The organism is Sporofaciens sp. St.21A7 (assembly GCF_059728535.1).
The window spans coordinates 1,770,359-1,790,385 of sequence record NZ_BAAGFN010000001.1 but is presented as its reverse complement, the minus strand read 5'-3'; the positions used below and the strand labels follow the sequence as shown (position 1 = coordinate 1,790,385).

Below are 20,027 nucleotides of genomic sequence, written 5' to 3'. Positions count from 1 at the left end.
GTAATATTTTCCGGCAATCCCTCCCTTTTCCCTAATTTTCCCTTACACATTTCAACGCCTCTGCCACAACCTGATGCATATCATAATAGCGGTACATCCCCAGACGCCCGCCGAAGATGACCCCTTCCTCTTTCTCGGCAAGCGCTTTATACTTCCCATAAAGGGCATTATTCTTCTCATCGTTCATCGGATAATAAGGTTCTGCCCCTTTCTCCCACGCTGCCGGATATTCTCTTGTAATGACCGTCTTCGGATTTCTCTCCCCTGTATTGCCATATCCTCCCTGACATCCGTACTCAAAATGCTTATGCTCGATAATCCTCGTGTACGGTATCTCATATTCCGTGTAATTGACCACCGCATTTCCTTGATAATTCTCCATATCTAATGTCTCCGTCTCGAACCTTAAACTGCGGTATTCCAATTCCCCGTAACAATAATCATAATAAGCGTCAATCATTCCGGTAAATACAACCTTCTCTGCCTGCTGCTTTAATTCCTCCCGCTCTGCAAAAAAGTCCGTATCCAGACGCACCTCAATCCCTTCCAACATCTTTGCAATCATCTGGGTATAACCGCCCATCGGAATTCCCTGATACTTGTCGTTAAAATAATTATTATCATACACGAACCGAACCGGAAGCCGTCGGATGATAAAGCTGGGAAGCTCCGTCGCCCGTTTGCCCCACTGCTTCTCCGTATAACCTTTCACCAGCTTTTCATAGATATCCTTCCCTACCAGAGAAATCGCCTGCTCCTCCAGATTCTTAGGCTCCGTGATTCCTGCCTCCTGAATCTGCCTGTCGATGATCTCTTTCGCCTCCTTGGGAGTCTTGGCTCCCCACATCTTACTGAATGTATTCATGTTAAATGGCAGATTATATAATTCATCCCCATATCTTGCCACCGGGCTGTTGGTATAACGGTTAAATTCTGCGAACTGCTGCACATAATCCCACACCTCCTTGTCCGACGTGTGGAAAATATGCGCGCCATACTCATGAACTTGAATTCCGTCCATTTCTTTCGTGTAAATATTGCCTCCGATATGTTTCCTGCGGTCAATCACCAGCACACGTTTCCCCGCTTTATTCGCCTCATACGCAAAAATAGATCCGAACAATCCTGCGCCTACAATTAAATAATCATACTTCATCTCTTTTCATCCTCTCTACTCTCTTACTATTTCTGTCTCAATCACGCTTCTTTACCAAACCGAACCTCACAGTCCTTCCGGAAAAATGATATCCCATAACAATCAATCTTCCGATACCCTTCTTCTCGCAATTCTTCCATATACCTTTTATCATAGATTTGCTGCAACGCCTTTTGGGCATCATTCTCCAAATCATCTATCGAATCCGAAACTTTCACTTCCACAATAAATGACCTCCCCCGCAACGAAGGACTTTTCACCATAATGTCAGAACGGCCATTTCCGGTTTCACGGTTAGACTTCACCAAATAATTCTCACTCTGGCTCAATATTCCTGTCAAAAAACCATGATAAAAATTTTCTGCACTGTCATAAAAACTAATGGTTCGGAAAAGCTGACCATTTAATATATCCGTCATCCTCTGGGCATTCCCATTCTCCATTGCACAGTACAAATCATGAAAATCCTCCTTCTTTATCATATCTTTCAGCCAATTCAGGATAGTATTCTGATAAATTGTCTTTACCTCTATATTAGGAATCCTTGCCCGCAAGAAGATAGATGATTCCTTAAAATACTCACTCTCTTTCGTCAGATATCCTGTAAAATAGAGAAAATTCCACAGATTCTCACCATTGTTATACATATCCCCGTAGGTAACTTCTTCATGAACCTGAATATCTAAAGTCCCACCACCTAAAAGTGTTTCAATCTGTCTTTTTGTTTCCCTATCCGCCCTGGCTATCAAGTCCTTTATGATGTCATTAGAACTGGTGTTAATCCAATGTGGACGCGGAAATGCATTGACATCCGCATATAAATCATACATAAAATTGATTACACTCCATGGATTATAGACCTCTGTACTGCCAAACGCATACCCATCATACCATTCTTTCATAACCGTGAAACGGCTCTCTACGCCATAGTACACCATCATCTGCCCCACTTCCGCTTCTGTGAAACCAAAATGCTCACTATATCTCTGGTCAAGTATAGATATAATCTTCAAATGATTCAGCCCGGTAAATATACTCTCCTTTGAAATCCTCAAACATCCGGTTATAACGGCAAACTGCAGATAATCATTCGTCTTTAGCGCAGATTCAAATAATGACCGGATAAAACCTACCATTTCTTTATAAAATCCTCTGAAATACGCATTCTCTAACGGTACATCATATTCATCAATCAGGATAACTGTATTCTTACCTGTAATCTTATACATACACTTACTGAATAGCTTCAACGCACCCCGAACCTGCTTTTCATCTGCTTTTTCATCTGCAATATGGAGGTATTGCTCATATTCTTTCGTCGTGAGCCGTTCTCTCCCCTGCTCAATGACAGTTCTATGCCTGTCAAATTCTGACGCGATCTCCGCCTGCAGTACATAATAGGCATTCTCAAAATCTTCCTGCTTAGCCGATTTCAGCGTCAGATTCATCACAGGATACTTTCCCATTTGGCTGCTATACCTTTCCCCAGCATCCAGAATCTTCATTCCCCGAAAGAGTTCTCTATTCTGACGATTCTTTTCCATATCCCCGCTATCTTCAAAAAAATATCTAAGCATACTTAAATTCAACGTCTTCCCAAATCTTCTTGGGCGGGTAAATAGGTTCACTTTCCCTTTCAGATCCAACAATTCTTTGATAAATAACGTTTTATCCACATAGTAATAGCCAGACTTCACCATATCTTCAAAATTTTCCACACCAATTGGTAATGCTTTTTTCATACAAATACCTCGCTATTAACCACAAACCTACCTACAATTTCAAGTATTTTACATTATACCAAAATCTTATCACGCTGGCAAATTGATTTTCTATCCGTTTATGCCCATTTTGCCGCGCTTCCTTTCTCCGACCTTGTAACCACCAGTTTACGCTCTATCTGCTCTTTCAGTTCATTCACATGGGAAATGATTCCCACAAGCCTCTCCTCATCCGCAAGCTCCGCCAGAATCCGAATTGCCTGCCCCCTGGCCTCATCATCCAGAGAGCCAAATCCCTCGTCTACGAACATGGTATCCAGATGGATTGCCCCTGCCGTGTTCTGGACAATATCGGATAACCCTAACGCCATAGAGAGCGAAGCCATAAATGACTCCCCGCCCGACAGGGTCTTCACATCCCTCACCGAATCGCTTGCCATGTGGTAGATATCCAAATCCAATCCGGCTTGCCCCTGGTTTGCCAGATTCTTCACATCCCGGCACTGTAACATGAATTCACCTGAGGTCATACGAACCAGCCTCTTATTTGCGGCATGTATAATCTGTTTGAAATACTGCCTCTGTACATATGTCTCAAAATCCAGCTTTACCGTCCCGCTTAGATTGCCGTTGGCAGTCCTGCTTAGGTTTCCCACCATCTCATACTGTCTCTGCAAATCTCCATCCTTTTGAAAAAAATCCTTTAACCGGCTCCTCACTTCCCGGTTCTTCTGATTCGCGGTATACAGACGGACATACTCTTCCTGAGCTTTCTTCTGCTGCTTAGCCGCCTCCTGGATCATTTCCCCAATCTGCCCTAAATCGGCTCTTTCCTTTCCCTCCAACTGCTCCTTTAAGGACTTTTTCCTTCCGGACACTTCCTTTACCAGCAAATAGAATTCCTTGATTTTTCTTTCCAGCCCTGCCGCCTCATCCGATGATAGTTTTCCCTCAAGATATGCCGTTTCATCAGCAAATCCTTGAGCTTGAAGCATTGTCCCATAGCCTGTCTGGCATTCCCTTACTTCTTCCTCCTGCTGCCTAAGCGCCGCTTCACTGCTAGCCTTCTGCCCTTCCAGTTTCCTAAGCTCTTCGACGGACTGCCGCTCCTTCTTCTCCGCCTGCCCGTAGGCTGTCTTCGCCGACTCCAGCCTATTCGTCAAGTCATCCATGCGCTCCTTCGCCTGTTCCCGTGAAGGGAAAGGGAGTTTTTCTTCTTTCATCCGGATTTCTGCTTCCAACCGTTTTACTTCCAACAACAACTCTTCATATTCTAACTTTTCCTGCCCATAGGACTGCTCCAGGTTGTGAATCTCTTCTTTCATTCTCTTTTCGTTCTCAGCCGCCTGTGTACACTGCCGCGCCTCTTGCTCCAATCTTACAAGCTCGGCCTGTGTTTTCTCCATGGCGTCTTTATTCTTTACAGTAACTTCCTGAATCTTTCTCCTTATCCTCTCCTCGTCTTCTCCTGAAAACGTATTCCCATCCTCACTACCTTCTTCCCCCGAAAATACATCCCCCATGACCCTTACATATTCTCTGGCAAATGCCTCTCTTCCCGCCTCAAATCTCGCCGCCTGTTCCCGGAACATCGCCACGGCCTGCTCTCTTTTTTCCTCCGCCTGCTCCCGTTTCTTCTTCGCCTGTCCTACTTCCTGCTGCGTCGGCGCGCCTTCCGGAAGCCGTCGGATATCCGGATGTACGCAGGAACCACATACCGGGCATGGCATGCCGTCTTTCAGTCCTCCCGCAAGGATTCCTGCCTGTTCCGCAAAAAAAGCCTGATACCGCTCCTCATATGCTTGGAACGCATCCAGATAAGACTTCTGGGTCTTCTTCGCCTCTTTCTTTCTCCTCTCTAACTCTTTTCTTTCCTGGACAAGCTGCCCACACTGGATTACCAGCTTCTCCAAATCCCGGTTCAGGGACGCAAGCTGTTCCTCCCTAAGTTTCAAGCCTTCCATTCTTCCCGGACTTGCGGCAAATTTTTCTTGAAGCTGCCGCGCCTCCTCTCTCTGTTCTGCTAAATCATCCATCCTTTTTTTTCGCTTATCCAGTTCTTTTTGAAGCTTCTTCTGCATCTTTTGTTCCTTCGCATACTGCTCCCTCAACGTCTCAAGCAGGCCATACTGCGGCAATGCATCCGCCAGCCTTACCACCTCAGCATTACAGGATTTCTCGTGCAGTGCAAGCTCCTTTTCCCGCCGTAATTTTGTCTCGTGCATCTCCTGAACCCTGTGTTTTACGGCGTCCAACCTATGGCTGATGTCTTCGATATTTTCCCTGGTCTTCTTTGCCGTTTCCCGGCTTGCGACAAGCCTTTCCTCCTGAACCTGAACCTTCTTGGCACACTGTGCGGTATGGAACCGTATTTCCCATTCCTTACATTCCTCCTGCCCTTCGGCAAGCTCCTCTTCTTTGCGCCTTACCTGGTCAAAGGCCTCAAACAAACGGTTCACCGTCTCTCCCTCGCTTTTCTTCCCGTTCAGCCTGTCCAGATTTTTCTGGAGGGATGCGGCCGCCTCTTTCTTCTCTTTTTCTAAGGCTTGCCCTTCTTTTATCATCTCCTCTAATGTTTCTATCACTTCTTCATAAGGAATCACCGAATAGCCCTTTAGCTCCCTAAAACGCTCCATAAATGCATCTTCACCCAGATTTTCGTCTGGATTTGAAAGATTTCCTGCAAATTCTACCCGTTCCATCTCTTGTTTTGCAGCCCGCACGTTATCCTCCAACTGGCCGTACAACACCCCCGCGCGCCTCTTTAACTCCTCCTGTACCCGGTAATACAATCCGGTCCGGAAGATTCTCGAAAAAATCCGTCGGCGTTCCTTAGATTCCGCATGGAGTAATTTCAGGAAATCCCCCTGTGCAATCATGGCAATCTGGGTAAACTGGTCTGCATCCATTCCCATAATCTCCACAATCTTCTGGTCTGTCTCCCGCTTCTTCCCACGGTACACATTCCCATCCGGCAGTACCAGCTCCACTTTAGGGGATTCCTTCACATATCTGGGAGAACCGTCTGCATACCGCCGTTTTCCCAGTCTCGTATATTCTGGATTCCGGCGGATGGTATACATTTCCTCCCGGTAGGAGAAGGTATACTCCACATACGTATCCGTCTCTTCCGACGCATACTGGCTTCGCATCATGTTTCCGTCCCGTTTCCCGCCGCTGGTCTGGTCATACAAGGCATAGGTGATTGCGTCAAATACCGTCGTCTTCCCTGCGCCTGTATCCCCGGTAATCAGGAACAGCCCATGCTGCACATCTGCAAAATCAATCTCCGTCTTTTCCCCATAAGACCCGAAGGCTGACATCACTAATCTGACTGGTTTCATGGGTTATTCCTCCTTTGCCTTTCCAAAAATCTGACGCATCATTTCCAGTTCCTCTTCTCCTAACTTCCTCCCCTGCATCTCCTGATAGAAATCGGCAAAATTTTGCAGCGGGTCTTTTAAAGTCAATTTCTCATCCAATTCTGACAGCTTTTTCCTTGTCCGGCCGTTATCTACGCGGACTTCCAAGATATGGCTAAATACCTTCTCAAGCTGTTCTTTCGGCTTGTAGGGTTCTGTCTCGTCTGTCAGTGTTACGCTGATGTAATCTCCCCGTTCGTCATCTTCTGCATGTTCTATGATGTCTTTCAGATTCCCTGTTTTCTTTTTCACATCCCGCAACGGATGTAAGGGCAGAAGCTCAATCAAAGGCGGCTCGCCCTTCTTACCCAGAGTGACCACGGTAAGCGTTTTCTCGTGCTTGCATTCGCTGACAGAATATTTCAGAAGCGTCCCGCAGTAACGGATGTGGGGGCTTCCCACGCTCTGGGCTCCGTGCAGATGCCCCAGGGCCACATAGTCGAACTCCCAAACGGCGCGGATATCTACGTTTTCTAACCCGCCTACACAGAAGGTTTCAGAATCGCAGGTTGCGGGATAGAATACAGGCTTATCACTAAGAGCCGGCTCCTTCTCACAGGCAGGTGCAGAAGCATCCTGTGTGCCGGACACATTTCCCGTATAAAACTGATGGGAGACCAATACATTTCTCCGGTTTTTATAATCGATTTCTTCCCGTGCAAGAAGCTTTTCAACTGCATCCGTATACGTCTGCGGCGGGCCTTCCTCAAATATCTTCTTCTCGTCTGACGGCTTCAGAGCGTCCGTAAACACATTCCGCACATATGACGGCTTCATGAATGGCAGAAGATAAAAATCTACCTCACCGTATGCATCTGAAAGCGTGACCTTCCTAAGCCGCTTTGACGCATCCCTTGGCACGTTTCCTGACAGATGAATCTGGTGCTTTTTCAAGATATCCGACGCATATGTAAGCCTGTCTGCAGAGTCATGGTTTCCGCTGATAATCAATACTGGAATAGAAGGGATAATCTCTGACAGGCTTGTAAGGAATCGGTCGAAAACTGCCACTGCTTCCGCAGACGGCACACAACGGTCATAGATATCCCCTGCAATCACTACGGCATCCGGGCAGAGAGAACGGGCGTAGGCTATGACTTCACTAAGTATGGCCTCCTGCTCCTCTTTCAGACTGTAATGATGAAGCTGTTTGCCGATATGCAGGTCGGACAGGTGAAAAAATTTCATAAATATGTTCCTTTCTATTTACATTTAAAATCATCGGACATTATACTAATGTATGTAAACCAACTTACTTTCAATTATTAAGGAGAGAATTTATGTTACGGGAGATTGACTTAAATAAAGTGTCGGATGGAAAACTGTACGGGAGCAACGATATGGCGAAGACAGACTGCAACGGATGCAGGGGATGTTCGTCCTGCTGCCGCGGTATGGGGAATTCTATCGTCTTAGACCCTCTGGATATCCATAGGCTGACCACAGGATTACAGAAATCCTGTGAAGAATTATTGAATTCCTGTCTCGAATTAAATGTAGTGGACGGCGTTATCCTCCCCAACCTCAGGATGACCGGGAAGGAGGAGGCTTGCGTCTTCCTTCGGGGCGGGCGATGCAGCATCCATTCCATACGCCCCGGACTCTGCCGTCTCTTTCCGTTGGGACGGTTCTATGAGAATCACTCTTTTCAGTATTTTCTGCAGATACACGAGTGTCCTGCGCCAGGCAAGAATAAGGTCAAGATACGTAAATGGATTGATACGCCTGATATCAAACGATATGAGAAATTCATAGCAGACTGGCACTATTTCCTAAAACCTCTGCAGGAATACGCTATGGATTTTGAACATGGGGAGAATATCCAAAAACTCAGTATGCTCATTTTACAGCAGTTTTATCTGAAACCATATGCAGCAGACGGTGATTTTTATCAGGAATTTTACGGAAGGCTGAATGCCTTCTCCAACGCCATCACGTAGACCTGACAGGGATTCCACTCGTCCCACAACGTGGGGAATACTTCAAATTCCTTAAAGCCAAGGCTTAGGTAGAAACGGTTGGTGTCGTCGTATGCCGGATACCTTCCCATCTGTACCGTCTTCACTTGGATAAAGGAATAGCCTTTTGACGCCGCAAATGCTTTCGCCTCTTGAAACAGCTTTGTACCAATCCCCCTTCGGTGGTATTCCTTCAATATGCCCATGACGGATACCTCTACGGTATCCGTTCCGGTTTCATTCATGCACAGGAACCCCACCGGGTTTTCTGCGTCAAACGCCCCAAAGACAAACTGTGACGAACTTTCCGAGATATACTCTTCTCTGGATTCGGGGATGCCGAACCATTCCGGGAGCGCTTCGAGTATCTTTCTTGCGGCTGCCTGTTTTTCTTCCTGGCTATGAATCTGACGTATCATCGTTTCCCTCCGCTTTTTCCGCTTTTTCCTCTTCTGTCCCCATACCCGCAAGTATCCTCTGCGCCTCCTGTACGCACCACATACGGTTGCCCTTTGAAACCACATAGTTGAGGCTGAGCTTAGCACTCTCATTTTCACCAAGCCCCAGATAAATCTGAGCCTCCTTCAGCGCATAATTCACTTTCATCCATGGCCTGACGGCGTTCCCGTTCAAGTCTATCCGCTCATGGAGGAATCTGGACGCCGACTGGTAATCCTGATTCTCAATCGCCCTTGTCAGGTTATTGCCTGCACACAGCATCTCAAAATACTTCCAGTCCCTCTTTCTTCTAAGCCTGGCGTCCGTTACTGCCGCCGTGCCGTTCATCCGTTCATACTCCTGCTGATACTGTGTCTGGCGGGAAATACTCCTAAGGAATGCTTGTTCCAGCTCATGCACCTGCATTCCCATTCCTCTCTTAAAATACTGGTCAGATAATAGAATATAATAATTCGCCCGGAAGATTCCTTTCAGCTTACGGGGATTGATTCCCTGCAAGGTCTCCCATGCCCGGTCGTAATTCCCCTGGCTGTGCTGTGCCAGGGCGATATTGCATAGGATTCTGTCTTTATACAATACCATGCTGTTTCTGCGGATACATGCCTCATATAAAAACGGGTCGCATTCCGTAGCTAGGATTTCTGCAATTTTGACTGAGCCAAGGCGTATGATAAGGCAGGCAATCGCTTCAATCAGTGCATATACGATACAGACGCTTGCCGTAACCAGCACAAAAATAACGCTGCCGAATCTCCATGCCATAACGTAGGAGTCAATCCCGAATACCATATAAAACACATAGACTGCCCCAAGGATACAGATGAAAAATCCGGCTGCCTGATACCGATACAGCTGCGCTCTTCGCTTTTTTACTTCCAATTCCATTACAAAATTCCTCCTATGACTTGTAAAATCTATCCCGGACAAATTCATTATAACACAGAACCGCCAAAAAGGATGCCCATTTATTTAAAAAGACGGCGCAGATAATGTTTCCACCATCTACGCCATCTCTTCTCAATTATTTCTGCACAATATTGATAATCTTCTTAGGAACATAAATCTCTTTCACAATCGTCCCCGTCAGCTTATCCGCCACTGCCGCCTTCCCCGCCGCAATCGCATCCTCCTTGGAGATATCCGCCGCTACCGAAATCACGGCTCTCGTCTTCCCGTTAATCTGCACCGGAACTTCAATCTCATCATCCTTCATTAGCTCTTCATCATAGGTAGGCCATCCCGCAGTAAACACGCTTCCTTCATGCCCTAACTGCTCCCAAATCTCTTCCGCCATATGGGGGGCAAAGGGTGACAGCAGAACCGCCATGGTGGAAAGCGTCTCTTTGTCAATGCCGCCCTCTTTCTTCGCAATCTCAATCAGGTTGTTATTGTGCTCCATGAAACCGGAAATCGCCGTGTTCAAGCTAAAGCTCTCCAGCCGCTTCGTAATATCGCACACCAGCCTATGTCGCTCCTTGACCATCGCCTTCGATGCCTTGACATCCTGATCCTTACTGTCCATCACAAGGTTCCAGACACGCTTCAGGAAACGGTTCACACCGTCAATCCCCCGGTCGTCCCACTCGGCATCTAACTCCGGCGGTCCTACGAACAGCTCGTACATCCGCAGGGAATCACATCCGTAATCCCGCACCAGATCATCCGGAGACACCACATTTCCTTTGGACTTGCTCATCTTGATTCCGTTCTTTCCCGTAATCATCCCCTGATTGAACAACTTCTGAAACGGCTCGTCGAAATCAATCGCTCCGATATCGCACAGGAATTTCGTATAGAAACGGGAATACAGCAGATGAAGCACCGCATGTTCCACGCCGCCGATATACATATCTACCGGAAGCAGCGCGTCCGCCTTCTCCCTGGAAACCAGTTCCTTGTCATTATGGTTGTCCACATACCGCAGGAAATACCAAGAAGACCCCGCCCACTGGGGCATGGTATTAGTCTCCCGCTTCGCAGGTTTTCCACATACCGGGCACTTGCAGTTCACCCACTCCTCAATTCCGGCAAGGGGAGACTCGCCTGTCCCTGTCGGCTCATAGGACTCTACCTCCGGCAGGCGCAACGGCAGCTCTTCCTCCGGGACCGGTACATTGCCGCAGTCCGGGCAGTGTACGATTGGAATCGGCTCCCCCCAGTAGCGCTGGCGTGAAAATACCCAGTCGCGTAGCTTATAATTCACAGTCGCGCGCCCGATTCCCCGCTCCTCGATGATATGGGGCGCTTCTTTTTTCAGGACCGCAGACTCCATCCCGTTCCATTCTCCGGAATTAATCATGGTTCCGCTTGCCTCGGTATAAGCCTCCGTCATATGCTCAATTGCCTGTCCGTCCTTGGCAATAACCTGCACAATCGGAATCCCGAACTTCGTCGCAAACTCGAAATCACGGTCGTCATGGGCCGGTACGCACATAATCGCTCCCGTACCATAATCCGCCAACACGTAATCTGACAGCCAAATTGGCGTCTTTTCTCCATTTAACGGATTGACGGCATAACTACCGGTAAACACGCCCGTCTTTTCCTTATCCTGCATACGGTCCACATTGGACTTCATGGATGCCTCGAGGATATATTTCTCCACAGCGTCCCTCGTCTCGTCCGTAGACAGGCTTTTCGCCAGCTCATGCTCTGGAGCCAGTACCATGAACGTCGCTCCGAACAACGTATCCGGCCTTGTGGTGTAGACCGTAATCTTCTCGTCCCTTCCTTCTATCGGGAAGTCCACCTCCGCGCCGTAAGATTTTCCAATCCAATCCGACTGCATCTTCTTGACCTTCTCCGGCCAATCCAGCTTATCAAGGTCATTAAGCAGCCGCTCCGCATACGCTGTAATCTTCAGCATCCACTGACGGAGGTTCTTCTTCGTGACCTCAGCCCCGCAGCGTTCGCATTTGCCATTCACGACCTCTTCATTGGCAAGGCCGGTCTTACAGGACGGGCACCAGTTAATCGGGAATTCCTTCTCATAAGCAAGCCCTTCCTTGAACATCTTTACGAAAATCCACTGGGTCCATTTATAAAATTCCGGGTCAGTGGTATTCACCTCCCTGTCCCAGTCATACAGCGCCGCAATCTCATTGATCTGCTTCTTGATATTCCTTACATTCTCCGCCGTGGAAATCGCCGGATGCACGCCCATCTTGATAGCATAGTTCTCTGCCGGAAGCCCGAACGCATCCCATCCCATAGGGTGGATGATATAGTATCCCTGCTGCAGCTTATACCTGCTCCATACATCAGAAATTACATACCCTCTCCAATGCCCCACATGAAGCCCATTTCCGGATGGATAAGGGAACATGTCCAGACAATAGTACTTCTGACGTTCTTTCCCATTCTCATCGACCTTGACATTGACCGGGTTCTTCTCCCAGTTCTCACGCCATTTCTTCTCAATCGCCTTATGGTTGTAAGGTATTATCTTCGACACGATATTCATTCCTCTCTTTCAAAAAATAATTCTCATATGCCAGGATATAAAAAGCCTTTGCATCTCCACCGAGACGAAAAGGCTTAGAATCTGCACACTTCTTCATCTGCTCTATTTCCTACTTATTATATGAAGAATGTAAAAATAAGTCAAGTAATATTTTCTTATACAAAAGTCACAATTATAGTTGTTCCGTCTGCCTGTTTAGTGTATAATAGTTGTACACGGATCATACTGATGATTTCAGTAACTGAATAATACATAAAGGAGAGGTTTACGATGGTAAATTTATTGACTGGCCCAAAAGGGAGCGGAAAGACACAGAAAATGATCGAGCTTGCGAATAAGAAAGCAAAGGAATGTAACGGCAACGTTGTATTTATCAAGAAAACCCATAGAGACACAGCGAGTGTTACATTTGATATCCGGACAATCTGCATGGATGACTTCACCTCCATTACGAACACGGACGAATACATAGGCTTTTTGTACGGTATGTACAGTTCTAACCATGATATCGAGTGCGTCTTCATTGACGGCGTTATGAAGCATGCCGACATCTCCCTTGCGAATGTGCCGGATTTTGTTGAAAGGCTGAAAAAGATTTCAACAGAGTGCGGGATCGAATTCTTTGTGAGCCTCAGCGCTGACAAGAGTGAGCTGACAGGAATCCAGGAAGGCGGATACAGCTATCTGAATTAATTGGGTACAATATTTTATTTGAAAGCGACATAACCATATAATACTAGTACATCGAATAATTAATAACTGCCATCTTCACTTGTCTATGCTTCCGATAGCACAGAGCAAAAAGCCTCAGCGTAGCCCGCTACGCCTACGTTTTTTGCTCTGCACTCTCAAAAGCATATCCTGCGTGAATATAGCAGTTATTTAATTTTCGATGTACTAGTACACCGGGAAATGCGGTTGTCCGACAATATGGTATCTTCGGTAAAGAAGGATGGCATATATTACAGACAATGCAACATTTCCCGGTATCCCCGTCTTTTTATTTATGAAGATTGTGGCGTCAAGGCTGGCCACCGTCCCATAATTCCGTATGCCGAACCGATTTTCCCTCCATTTAGGAGCAGTTCCCTGGCCTTTTTCTGTAATCTGGTCACAGACGGCAGATTCTTATGCTCCGTATCCGGCGGAACCTGAAACAGCCATTCCAGATACCCTTGATCCTCCCTGTCTTCTTCCACAATCTCAAATCTCTCCTGAAAGGATAGGATATTCGACTTTTCCGGCAGCAGCGGCTTTAACGCCTGGGACAGAAGCCAGGAATTACAGGTATATTTGCAATATTTGTAATCCCTGTAATATGCGGCGAAAAACTGATTTGCCTGTTCTATGGAAACATCCACAGATTCCTCCGACAAGTCCGCATCCGACGGTATATGGAGCGCAATCACATCTTCACCGCCGTAGTTTTTGAACTGATATTCCAATGCCCCGATGCGGAACAAGCTCATGCAAAGCTGCCTGTAAGTCCACCATCCTCTGTCAAAAAACATGCGGCCGTTTTTCTCTTCACATTCCCGGATAAATCTGGGGAAACATTTCATGGTATCAATGTAAATTGTTTCCGGAATTCCTTTTTCCAGATATCCGTCATATGTGCAGCAGGCACATTCTAACTGACAGCAGAGCATCTTGAAATGGTCCGCATCATCCTGGAAAGCAGCTTCTAAGCGATGGTATGCCGGTTCTGCTAATTCCTTGTCAAGCAGCCGGTTCAGGTCACACTCTATCTGGGCAAAATCCATTCGGCTGGCGGTTACTTCCAGTCTTTTTATGATTTCAGGCTGCAGCTGAATCAGTTGGCATAACCTTTCCATCGTCATTTTCATTATGGCAACCCTCCTCCCAATCGATTGTACTATCTCCATTATATCTGGCGAAACACCGCAGGATATTCGTTCATCAGCAAGGCGGATTTTCAAGGGCGTAGCGGTGGCTGTTGTCACAAGGAGGGACCCGCTTGCGGGAGGATTCCTTATGACCGACCGTTAAGTGAATCCAACGCGGCAGATGGGCGAATAGCCAAGGAGGTTTGCCTGATATAATGCGATCAGCACACTATTTTCTCCAAAATCTGATATATTTATTATATCCCACACATATTTAGAAGGCAAGCGGATATAGAGATATAATCTGCGGGGAACCTGTCATTTCATTTATCATAGGTTTCCCCGCCCAGATCTCTACTCCCTATTTTTCAAAGCCTCCGCCGGTAGAATCCGTTTTACCCTCCTCATCAAAAACAGCGTACTGATAAAGTATAATCCCAAAATCGCCGCAAACAGTCCTGCATACATCCACCAGCGAAATGTCAGGTTCAGGCCAACCGCTACGTTTGACACCAGATAAGGATATATCGCATCCATAAATACCTTTGACAGTGGAATTCCCAGCGCCGCGCTGACTGCCACGACGGCCAGATTCCCGTTCAGATAAAGCTCTCTGATTTCTTTATTCCGATATCCGAAGATTTTCATCATAGAAATAGGCACTGTACAGCGGTCTATCATTACCTTCAGCATCAGATACATGACGACAAGGAAGAGCAATGCAGAAACACTCATCAGCATCCTGACCATAGGCCGCATCTTCTCCACAAAGACTGCCGCGCTCTTTTCTACTTCTGCTTTGGCAGACACGGCATATAACCTGCCGGGCTCAATATCCAATGCATGATCTGCGAATACTATGTTGTAATAATTCTCCTTTTCTCCTATTAGCTCCCGCATGCTGCCTATTTCCATAAATGCGAACATCCTTGCTGAATACGGCACGATTCCATCCACGGTAAACGCGTATCTTCTGTCCTTTTCTTCGTCGTCCAATACAAGGTCATCTCCCGGCTTCAGCCTGAACTTGCCCGCCATGGCGGAAGATATCAGAATCTTGCTTTGCCCCTCTTCCACCGGCGCGTCAAAGTAAGGATTGTCCGGATGAATCCCAAGCAGTGTCACATCAATATTGTATCCCATTGTCTCCTTTTTCAGATTCATGCCGCAGGCTTCTTCTCCGTCCTCCGGCAGTATTTCCTCCCACAAAGGATACTCATCCGGGGATCCCGTGATACCTTCCCCTGACGGGACGGGCGGACTGGCAGCCGATAAAGTATATGTGTACATATATTCATATCTGGTATCTGCCACACTGTCCGTTCTTACATGTTCACAAAGCACATAGCAGTTCAGGCCAAGCATGCAGACCAGCAAAGCCAGGAACATCCCTAAAAATACAGTTACGGCAGTCCGTTTTTCCCTGAGAAAATGGCGTATCTGAAACGCATGGACAAATCCCATTTGTCCAAGATCCCTATTCCTGCCCCTTGCAATTTTCTGCTCCCTGCGCATCAGGGCAAGGGCAGGTCTTTGCAATTTTCTGTAAATCACTAACAGATTGGTCAGCGCCGCAACTGCCGGAGGCATCAAGATGCCATAGAAAATCAGATACGGCTCATATGCCACGGGAAAATCCGGTATGGAAAAATATTGATAAGTATCCCCCATCTGTACCTTGACGCCAAACTTACTGTAGCCAAGAATCGTTCCCACAATTCCTGATACTAAGGTAAGCAGGACAGGCAGCAAAAGATAATGAACCAATAATTCCTTTCTTTTTATTCCCAGCGCATACAACGTTCCAATGACCTCGGATTCCCTCTCAATGGTATGTACCACAAAAACGGAAATCACATAGGCAAATAGTCCAATTAGCAGTACGCCCGCAAACAGTCCTGTCGTCTTATTGATGACCACATCATCTGCCGCTCCTTTGATACGGATATTGTTTTTTGCGGGGAGGAACTGCGTCAGCTTTGGTATTTCCTCCTGCAGCAGCTTTTTCAGCTCCTTGTCTGTCAATCCGCCATTCAGCAGATACCCATACACATATTGTTCTGCTTGGATGCTGCTGCCTGCTTCTTTCATTCGCTGATAATCTGCCTCATTTACAAAAGCAGTTCCAAACTGACGGCTGTCTACGATGCTGTCCGATAAATTTCGGTAAGGCGCATCATAATCCGGCGATGTTCCGATTCCACATACGGTAAAGAGCCGTCCCCCGATTCCAATCTCATCACCAACAAAAATCCTATGATCCTCGCTGTATCGTTTTTCCAACAGAATTTCCCCATCCCGCTCAGGAAGTCTTCCGGGATCGGCATGTACCCTGTCGATTTTCTGCCTGACAGCCGATATGCGCAAGACAGAATCGTCATCTGTTTTGCAGTCCAGATAAAAGTGTTCCTCTACCGTAATCCCGGCATCAATCAGTTTCTTCTGTTCTGCGCTGCTCATCGGCACAAACAGGCTGAACTGGCCGTCTTCCACGGACTGTGCCTTCGCCGCTTTTGCACTCCCTTTGATAATCGTATCGGCGGCGGCGACCAGGCTGATTACGATATACATCCCAAGAATGACCATCAGCCCCAATGCCAGATAACGGGGCAGATTTTCCTTGAAATCCCGTAAAATCCGCTTCTTCAATATCATCTGCATCTTATAGGTCCTCCAATTCTGCAGCACATACCTTTTTCCCGTTACGATAGTTTTCCATAATTTGGCCGTCCTTTAAGAAAACCACCTGATCCACCATGTTTTTGATAGAATTATTGTGGGTCACGATTAGCATGGTCGTCCTGTATTTTCTGTTTACCTCTTCAAGGAGAACCAGAATGTCCCGGGAAGTCCGGGAATCCAGCGCTCCGGTAGGCTCGTCACAGAGAAGAAGTTTCGGGTTTTTCACCAACGCCCTTGCTATGGCGCAGCGCTGCTGCTGGCCGCCCGAAAGCTGGGAAGGAAATTTGTTCTGATGCTCAGTCAGTCCCAGCGTGTAAAGAAGGTCTGCAAGATTCTGGGGATGCCCGGAAATATATTCGCATACTTGAATATTTTCCTTTACCGTAAGATTGGGGACAAGGTTGTAGAACTGGAAGACAAACCCCAGGTTTTCGCGCCTGTAATCCGACAGCTTTTCCTGCGTCAGGCCGCAGATTTCCTTCCCGTCTACCCGTATAGACCCAGAATCCATTCGGTCAAGACCTCCGATGCCGTTCAGAAGCGTGGATTTCCCGCTTCCGCTCGCTCCCTGTATGACGCACATATCGCCTTTTTCCACCGACATAGAAACTCCCTTCAGCACCTCCATGAAACTGCCGCCTTCCCCATAACTTTTCTTTAAATTGCTGACTTCTAAATACATCGCTTCTCCCTCCATCTCCCTTATTTTTCTCTTTAACTCAGTATTGTCATTAACTAATACAAGGTTACATAACATTGTTATGTTAAAAGCCACAAAACTCCTCCTACCGTTTAATCATCTACGTCTTTGCTTGTTCTCATCCTTTCCGGACAAATGCTCCCACCCAACCAGCCACTAAATATGCTACAATTGGTTCGATATTTTTAACCGCCTTCTCTTCTTCTTTCACATGGATCAGAAGATGCACAAAAGCTTCTATCTGCATATGGGATGTCCAGTGCAGGAAATAATGGTCAGGCTTAGGTATCCCTTTCTTCACGGAAAGCAGATCTGTCAGTTTATCATAATGCCTCTCCAAAATATTCACGAACTGATCCACGATTGTTTCATAGACACTCCCCTGGCTTTTGGTCAATAAAAGGAGTACTATATCGTAATGCTGATACAGATAGTGCAGAATCTCCTTGGCGCTGCGGATATCCTCCGACGCATCGCCGCCAAGCGCCATCTGGGCATCTGTCCCAATCTCCCTGGAAAAATGGTCTTGCATCATCTCCATTATCCCTTTGATGGTATCGTCTACGATTGCCGAAAGCAAATCTTCCTTATTTTGAAAAAAGAAATACAAGGCGCCGGTGGTGACGCCTGCCTTTTTGCAGATACTTCGCAAGGAAGCTTTCATATAGCCTTTTTCCAGAAATTCCTGTCTGGCATATTCCATCAGCTTTTCTCTTGTGGCTTTTTCATCAGACATATGGAAATTCTCCTTCTTTGCATAACGCTGTTATCTTCTCTCTAAAATAACATAAAAGGAGATATCCTGTCAATCATTTTAATCGAATAGGAAGAGCCATTTACCCCTACCCACCGCGCGGCCCGTGCTCCGCCCAAGCGGCATATTTCCTCTGCACGGGTCTGAACAGAAAAAAGTCCCCCGCCTTACGGCGAAGGACTATCCCCACATATCTTTTTATCCGATTGACAATGATACATCACTCATCGCTTCCTGACTCCAAATCACCGCCACGGTTCCCCCGAATCTCAAGCGACATGACAAGATTCGCTCTTTCATCCTCCTTATACTCCAATACGACCTCCTGCCCCTCTTCACAGCGGACAACATCAATAAAATCAACTACAGAGATATCAAAAATATCCTCCGACCCGTCCACCATAATATAATAATGGGACGTCCCATCAATGACCGCCTGGACAATCTTTGTAATCTTCCCCGTAATCTTTTTGACTTCCCGCGTATCCTGCTCAGCCTCCTTGACACCGTTGCTGAACAGCAATTCCAGATAATTCTCCTCACACTGGCTCACACTGTCGCCAATGGCAACAATCTGGTACTTCTGCACATTTACCATCGCATACTTCTTCACCAGCCCCGCATCATCCTTCAATGCGATAAAATACGTCGGCTCATCCGAAATATTCAGCAGAAGCGGGAACGTCGCCTTATACTTCAAGTTCTGCACCTGGCCCTCTGCAGAAGACATGGCGGAAGCCTCCGTCGCGCCCTCGACCTTGTAATACTTTGTCTCCATCGTCCGCTGGTTGGACAGCACAAAGCCCACGTTAGACTGGTCTCCGTTTACCGAAGTCACCCCGGTATACATCCATACATCGTCGTCCAATGCCAGGTAATTATACCCGTCCGTGGTCTTTAAACAATCCTTCTGGCTCAAGATACTGTTGAAGAACCCATGTTTCAGCGTACCGTAATAGTCAAACAACTGCACCAGCAGATCCGCCGAATATGCCCGGTCTACCCATTCCGGCACGTCTTCGATATCATACGTCTTCATATCTCCGGTCACGGCATTGCATAATACTACCTTGCCCACCGTCTCTCCGCCGAAAAGCCCGATATTAAACTTCTTGACCGGAGCAATCCAGTAAGGGGTTCCCTCCTCGTCAATCTCAAAGCTTAACTCCCCATAGATATAGGTAGGATGCGCAAACCGCAGATGCCGGTAAATGTTCCTGTTAAAATGTTCGCTGGTCGTATAGCGTATCCCTTGTTCCAGCTTCACAAGCTCCGTTGTCTGAGTCGCCATATTAATACGGATATACGCCGGAATACCGTTGGACCGGTTGGTGAACCATTTGATCAGGCTGGCATACCTAAGAGGCGACACCCTGACCGGATTATCCTTATAGTTAATCTGGCTGTAAATATTGTCCACCTCGAACTGGGAAACCATATCCACCATACTTCCCATCTTCCGGTCTCCGAGAATCTCCGCCGTATCCTTGTCGAGAAGCGGAATCTTATCGAAGGAAAGCTCCTCCACATCCTCCGTAAATTCCCCTTCTTTCACCGTTAGCAGCTTCTGGTATTTCTTCGCATTGACAATCGGCGATGAGAGCAGGGAACCCAAAAGATACACGATTCCCACGCACAGTATCAACACGCCGAAAAATTTCATCACCTTGCTCTGTTTCAGTTCCTTCCTGCCAAGCTTCCTGCGCGCGGCATAGACAGCCGCCAGCGCAACAAGCAGAAATATCACAAAGAACCACGTCTCTGACGAATGGATATTAATCGCAGGAAGAGCCGCATAATAGTATCCCCCCGCCGCCACAATCAAGGCTAACACAATCAATAATTTCTTCTTAAAATTCATATAA

At 46.9% G+C, this 20,027-nt stretch carries 14 protein-coding genes; 2 read left to right on the top strand and 12 right to left on the bottom strand.

Annotated elements, in window-relative coordinates:
• Positions 1-31: 31 nt before the first annotated feature.
• The 4 genes from glf to AC6I3O_RS08765 form a co-directional block, all read right to left on the bottom strand.
• On the bottom strand, positions 32-1,156 hold the full coding sequence (glf, locus tag AC6I3O_RS08780; protein WP_497850566.1) for a UDP-galactopyranose mutase: 1,125 nt from the start codon (positions 1,154-1,156) through the stop codon (positions 32-34).
• 41 nt (positions 1,157-1,197) lie between these two features.
• Positions 1,198-2,898: an AAA family ATPase gene (locus tag AC6I3O_RS08775; protein WP_497850565.1), complete on the bottom strand. Its 1,701-nt coding sequence runs from the start codon at positions 2,896-2,898 to the stop codon at positions 1,198-1,200.
• A gap of 98 nt (positions 2,899-2,996) precedes the next feature.
• The gene (locus tag AC6I3O_RS08770) at positions 2,997-6,221 is read right to left on the bottom strand and encodes an AAA family ATPase (protein WP_497850564.1); all 3,225 of its coding nucleotides are present in this window, start codon (positions 6,219-6,221) and stop codon (positions 2,997-2,999) included.
• 3 nt (positions 6,222-6,224) lie between these two features.
• Positions 6,225-7,487 (bottom strand): exonuclease SbcCD subunit D, encoded by a 1,263-nt coding sequence (locus tag AC6I3O_RS08765; protein WP_497850563.1) that lies wholly within the window; start codon positions 7,485-7,487, stop codon positions 6,225-6,227.
• Positions 7,488-7,579: 92 nt separating this feature from the next.
• On the opposite strand from AC6I3O_RS08765, the gene AC6I3O_RS08760 reads away from it, so the two are divergent.
• Positions 7,580-8,239 carry a YkgJ family cysteine cluster protein gene (locus AC6I3O_RS08760; RefSeq protein ID WP_497850562.1) on the top strand — a complete coding sequence of 220 codons (660 nt, stop codon included), beginning with the start codon at positions 7,580-7,582 and terminating at the stop codon, positions 8,237-8,239.
• Here AC6I3O_RS08760 and AC6I3O_RS08755 read toward each other — a convergent pair.
• From AC6I3O_RS08755 to leuS, 3 genes are all read right to left on the bottom strand, one after another.
• Positions 8,200-8,676 carry a GNAT family N-acetyltransferase gene (locus AC6I3O_RS08755; RefSeq protein WP_497850561.1) on the bottom strand — a complete coding sequence of 159 codons (477 nt, stop codon included), beginning with the start codon at positions 8,674-8,676 and terminating at the stop codon, positions 8,200-8,202. The genes AC6I3O_RS08760 and AC6I3O_RS08755 overlap by 40 nt on opposite strands.
• On the bottom strand, positions 8,657-9,601 hold the full coding sequence (locus AC6I3O_RS08750; RefSeq protein ID WP_497850560.1) for a hypothetical protein: 945 nt from the start codon (positions 9,599-9,601) through the stop codon (positions 8,657-8,659). Before AC6I3O_RS08750 ends, AC6I3O_RS08755 begins: the two co-directional genes overlap by 20 nt.
• A 136-nt stretch (positions 9,602-9,737) precedes the next feature.
• Complete coding sequence (gene leuS, locus AC6I3O_RS08745) at positions 9,738-12,179, bottom strand: leucine--tRNA ligase (protein WP_497850559.1); 2,442 nt, start codon at positions 12,177-12,179, stop codon at positions 9,738-9,740.
• Positions 12,180-12,449: 270 nt separating this feature from the next.
• On the opposite strand from leuS, the gene AC6I3O_RS08740 reads away from it, so the two are divergent.
• The gene (locus AC6I3O_RS08740) at positions 12,450-12,872 is read left to right on the top strand and encodes a hypothetical protein (RefSeq protein ID WP_497850558.1); all 423 of its coding nucleotides are present in this window, start codon (positions 12,450-12,452) and stop codon (positions 12,870-12,872) included.
• Between the two features lie 311 nt (positions 12,873-13,183).
• Here the strand turns inward: AC6I3O_RS08740 and AC6I3O_RS08735 are convergent, their stop codons facing one another.
• The 5 genes from AC6I3O_RS08735 to AC6I3O_RS08715 all read right to left on the bottom strand — a co-directional run bounded on the left by AC6I3O_RS08735 (position 13,184) and on the right by AC6I3O_RS08715 (position 20,023).
• On the bottom strand, positions 13,184-14,026 hold the full coding sequence (locus AC6I3O_RS08735) for an acyltransferase domain-containing protein (RefSeq protein WP_497850557.1): 843 nt from the start codon (positions 14,024-14,026) through the stop codon (positions 13,184-13,186).
• Between the two features lie 354 nt (positions 14,027-14,380).
• Complete coding sequence (locus AC6I3O_RS08730; protein ID WP_497850556.1) at positions 14,381-16,687, bottom strand: ABC transporter permease; 2,307 nt, start codon at positions 16,685-16,687, stop codon at positions 14,381-14,383.
• 1 nt (position 16,688) lies between these two features.
• Positions 16,689-17,390 (bottom strand): ABC transporter ATP-binding protein, encoded by a 702-nt coding sequence (locus tag AC6I3O_RS08725; protein WP_497853441.1) that lies wholly within the window; start codon positions 17,388-17,390, stop codon positions 16,689-16,691.
• Between the two features lie 136 nt (positions 17,391-17,526).
• Positions 17,527-18,144 (bottom strand): TetR/AcrR family transcriptional regulator, encoded by a 618-nt coding sequence (locus AC6I3O_RS08720; protein WP_497850555.1) that lies wholly within the window; start codon positions 18,142-18,144, stop codon positions 17,527-17,529.
• Between the two features lie 238 nt (positions 18,145-18,382).
• A complete protein-coding gene (locus tag AC6I3O_RS08715; protein ID WP_497850554.1) occupies positions 18,383-20,023 on the bottom strand; it encodes a CvpA family protein in 1,641 nt (546 codons plus the stop codon).
• Between the last annotated feature and the right edge of the window lie 4 nt (positions 20,024-20,027).

Excerpts from the sequence above, each read along its gene's own strand:
- AC6I3O_RS08755 (WP_497850561.1), bottom strand. The coding sequence starts at position 8,676 with ATGATACGTCAGATTCATAGCCAGGAAGAAAAACAGGCAGCCGCAAGA.
- AC6I3O_RS08725 (WP_497853441.1), bottom strand. The coding sequence starts at position 17,390 with ATGTATTTAGAAGTCAGCAATTTAAAGAAAAGTTATGGGGAAGGCGGC.
- leuS (WP_497850559.1), bottom strand. The coding sequence starts at position 12,179 with ATGAATATCGTGTCGAAGATAATACCTTACAACCATAAGGCGATTGAG.
- AC6I3O_RS08730 (WP_497850556.1), bottom strand. The coding sequence starts at position 16,687 with ATGCAGATGATATTGAAGAAGCGGATTTTACGGGATTTCAAGGAAAAT.
- AC6I3O_RS08750 (WP_497850560.1), bottom strand. The coding sequence starts at position 9,601 with ATGGAATTGGAAGTAAAAAAGCGAAGAGCGCAGCTGTATCGGTATCAG.
- AC6I3O_RS08735 (WP_497850557.1), bottom strand. The coding sequence starts at position 14,026 with ATGAAAATGACGATGGAAAGGTTATGCCAACTGATTCAGCTGCAGCCT.
- AC6I3O_RS08765 (WP_497850563.1), bottom strand. The coding sequence starts at position 7,487 with ATGAAATTTTTTCACCTGTCCGACCTGCATATCGGCAAACAGCTTCAT.
- AC6I3O_RS08740 (WP_497850558.1), top strand. The coding sequence starts at position 12,450 with ATGGTAAATTTATTGACTGGCCCAAAAGGGAGCGGAAAGACACAGAAA.
- AC6I3O_RS08720 (WP_497850555.1), bottom strand. The coding sequence starts at position 18,144 with ATGTCTGATGAAAAAGCCACAAGAGAAAAGCTGATGGAATATGCCAGA.
- AC6I3O_RS08760 (WP_497850562.1), top strand. The coding sequence starts at position 7,580 with ATGTTACGGGAGATTGACTTAAATAAAGTGTCGGATGGAAAACTGTAC.
- AC6I3O_RS08770 (WP_497850564.1), bottom strand. The coding sequence starts at position 6,221 with ATGAAACCAGTCAGATTAGTGATGTCAGCCTTCGGGTCTTATGGGGAA.
- AC6I3O_RS08715 (WP_497850554.1), bottom strand. The coding sequence starts at position 20,023 with ATGAATTTTAAGAAGAAATTATTGATTGTGTTAGCCTTGATTGTGGCG.
- glf (WP_497850566.1), bottom strand. The coding sequence starts at position 1,156 with ATGAAGTATGATTATTTAATTGTAGGCGCAGGATTGTTCGGATCTATT.
- AC6I3O_RS08775 (WP_497850565.1), bottom strand. The coding sequence starts at position 2,898 with ATGAAAAAAGCATTACCAATTGGTGTGGAAAATTTTGAAGATATGGTG.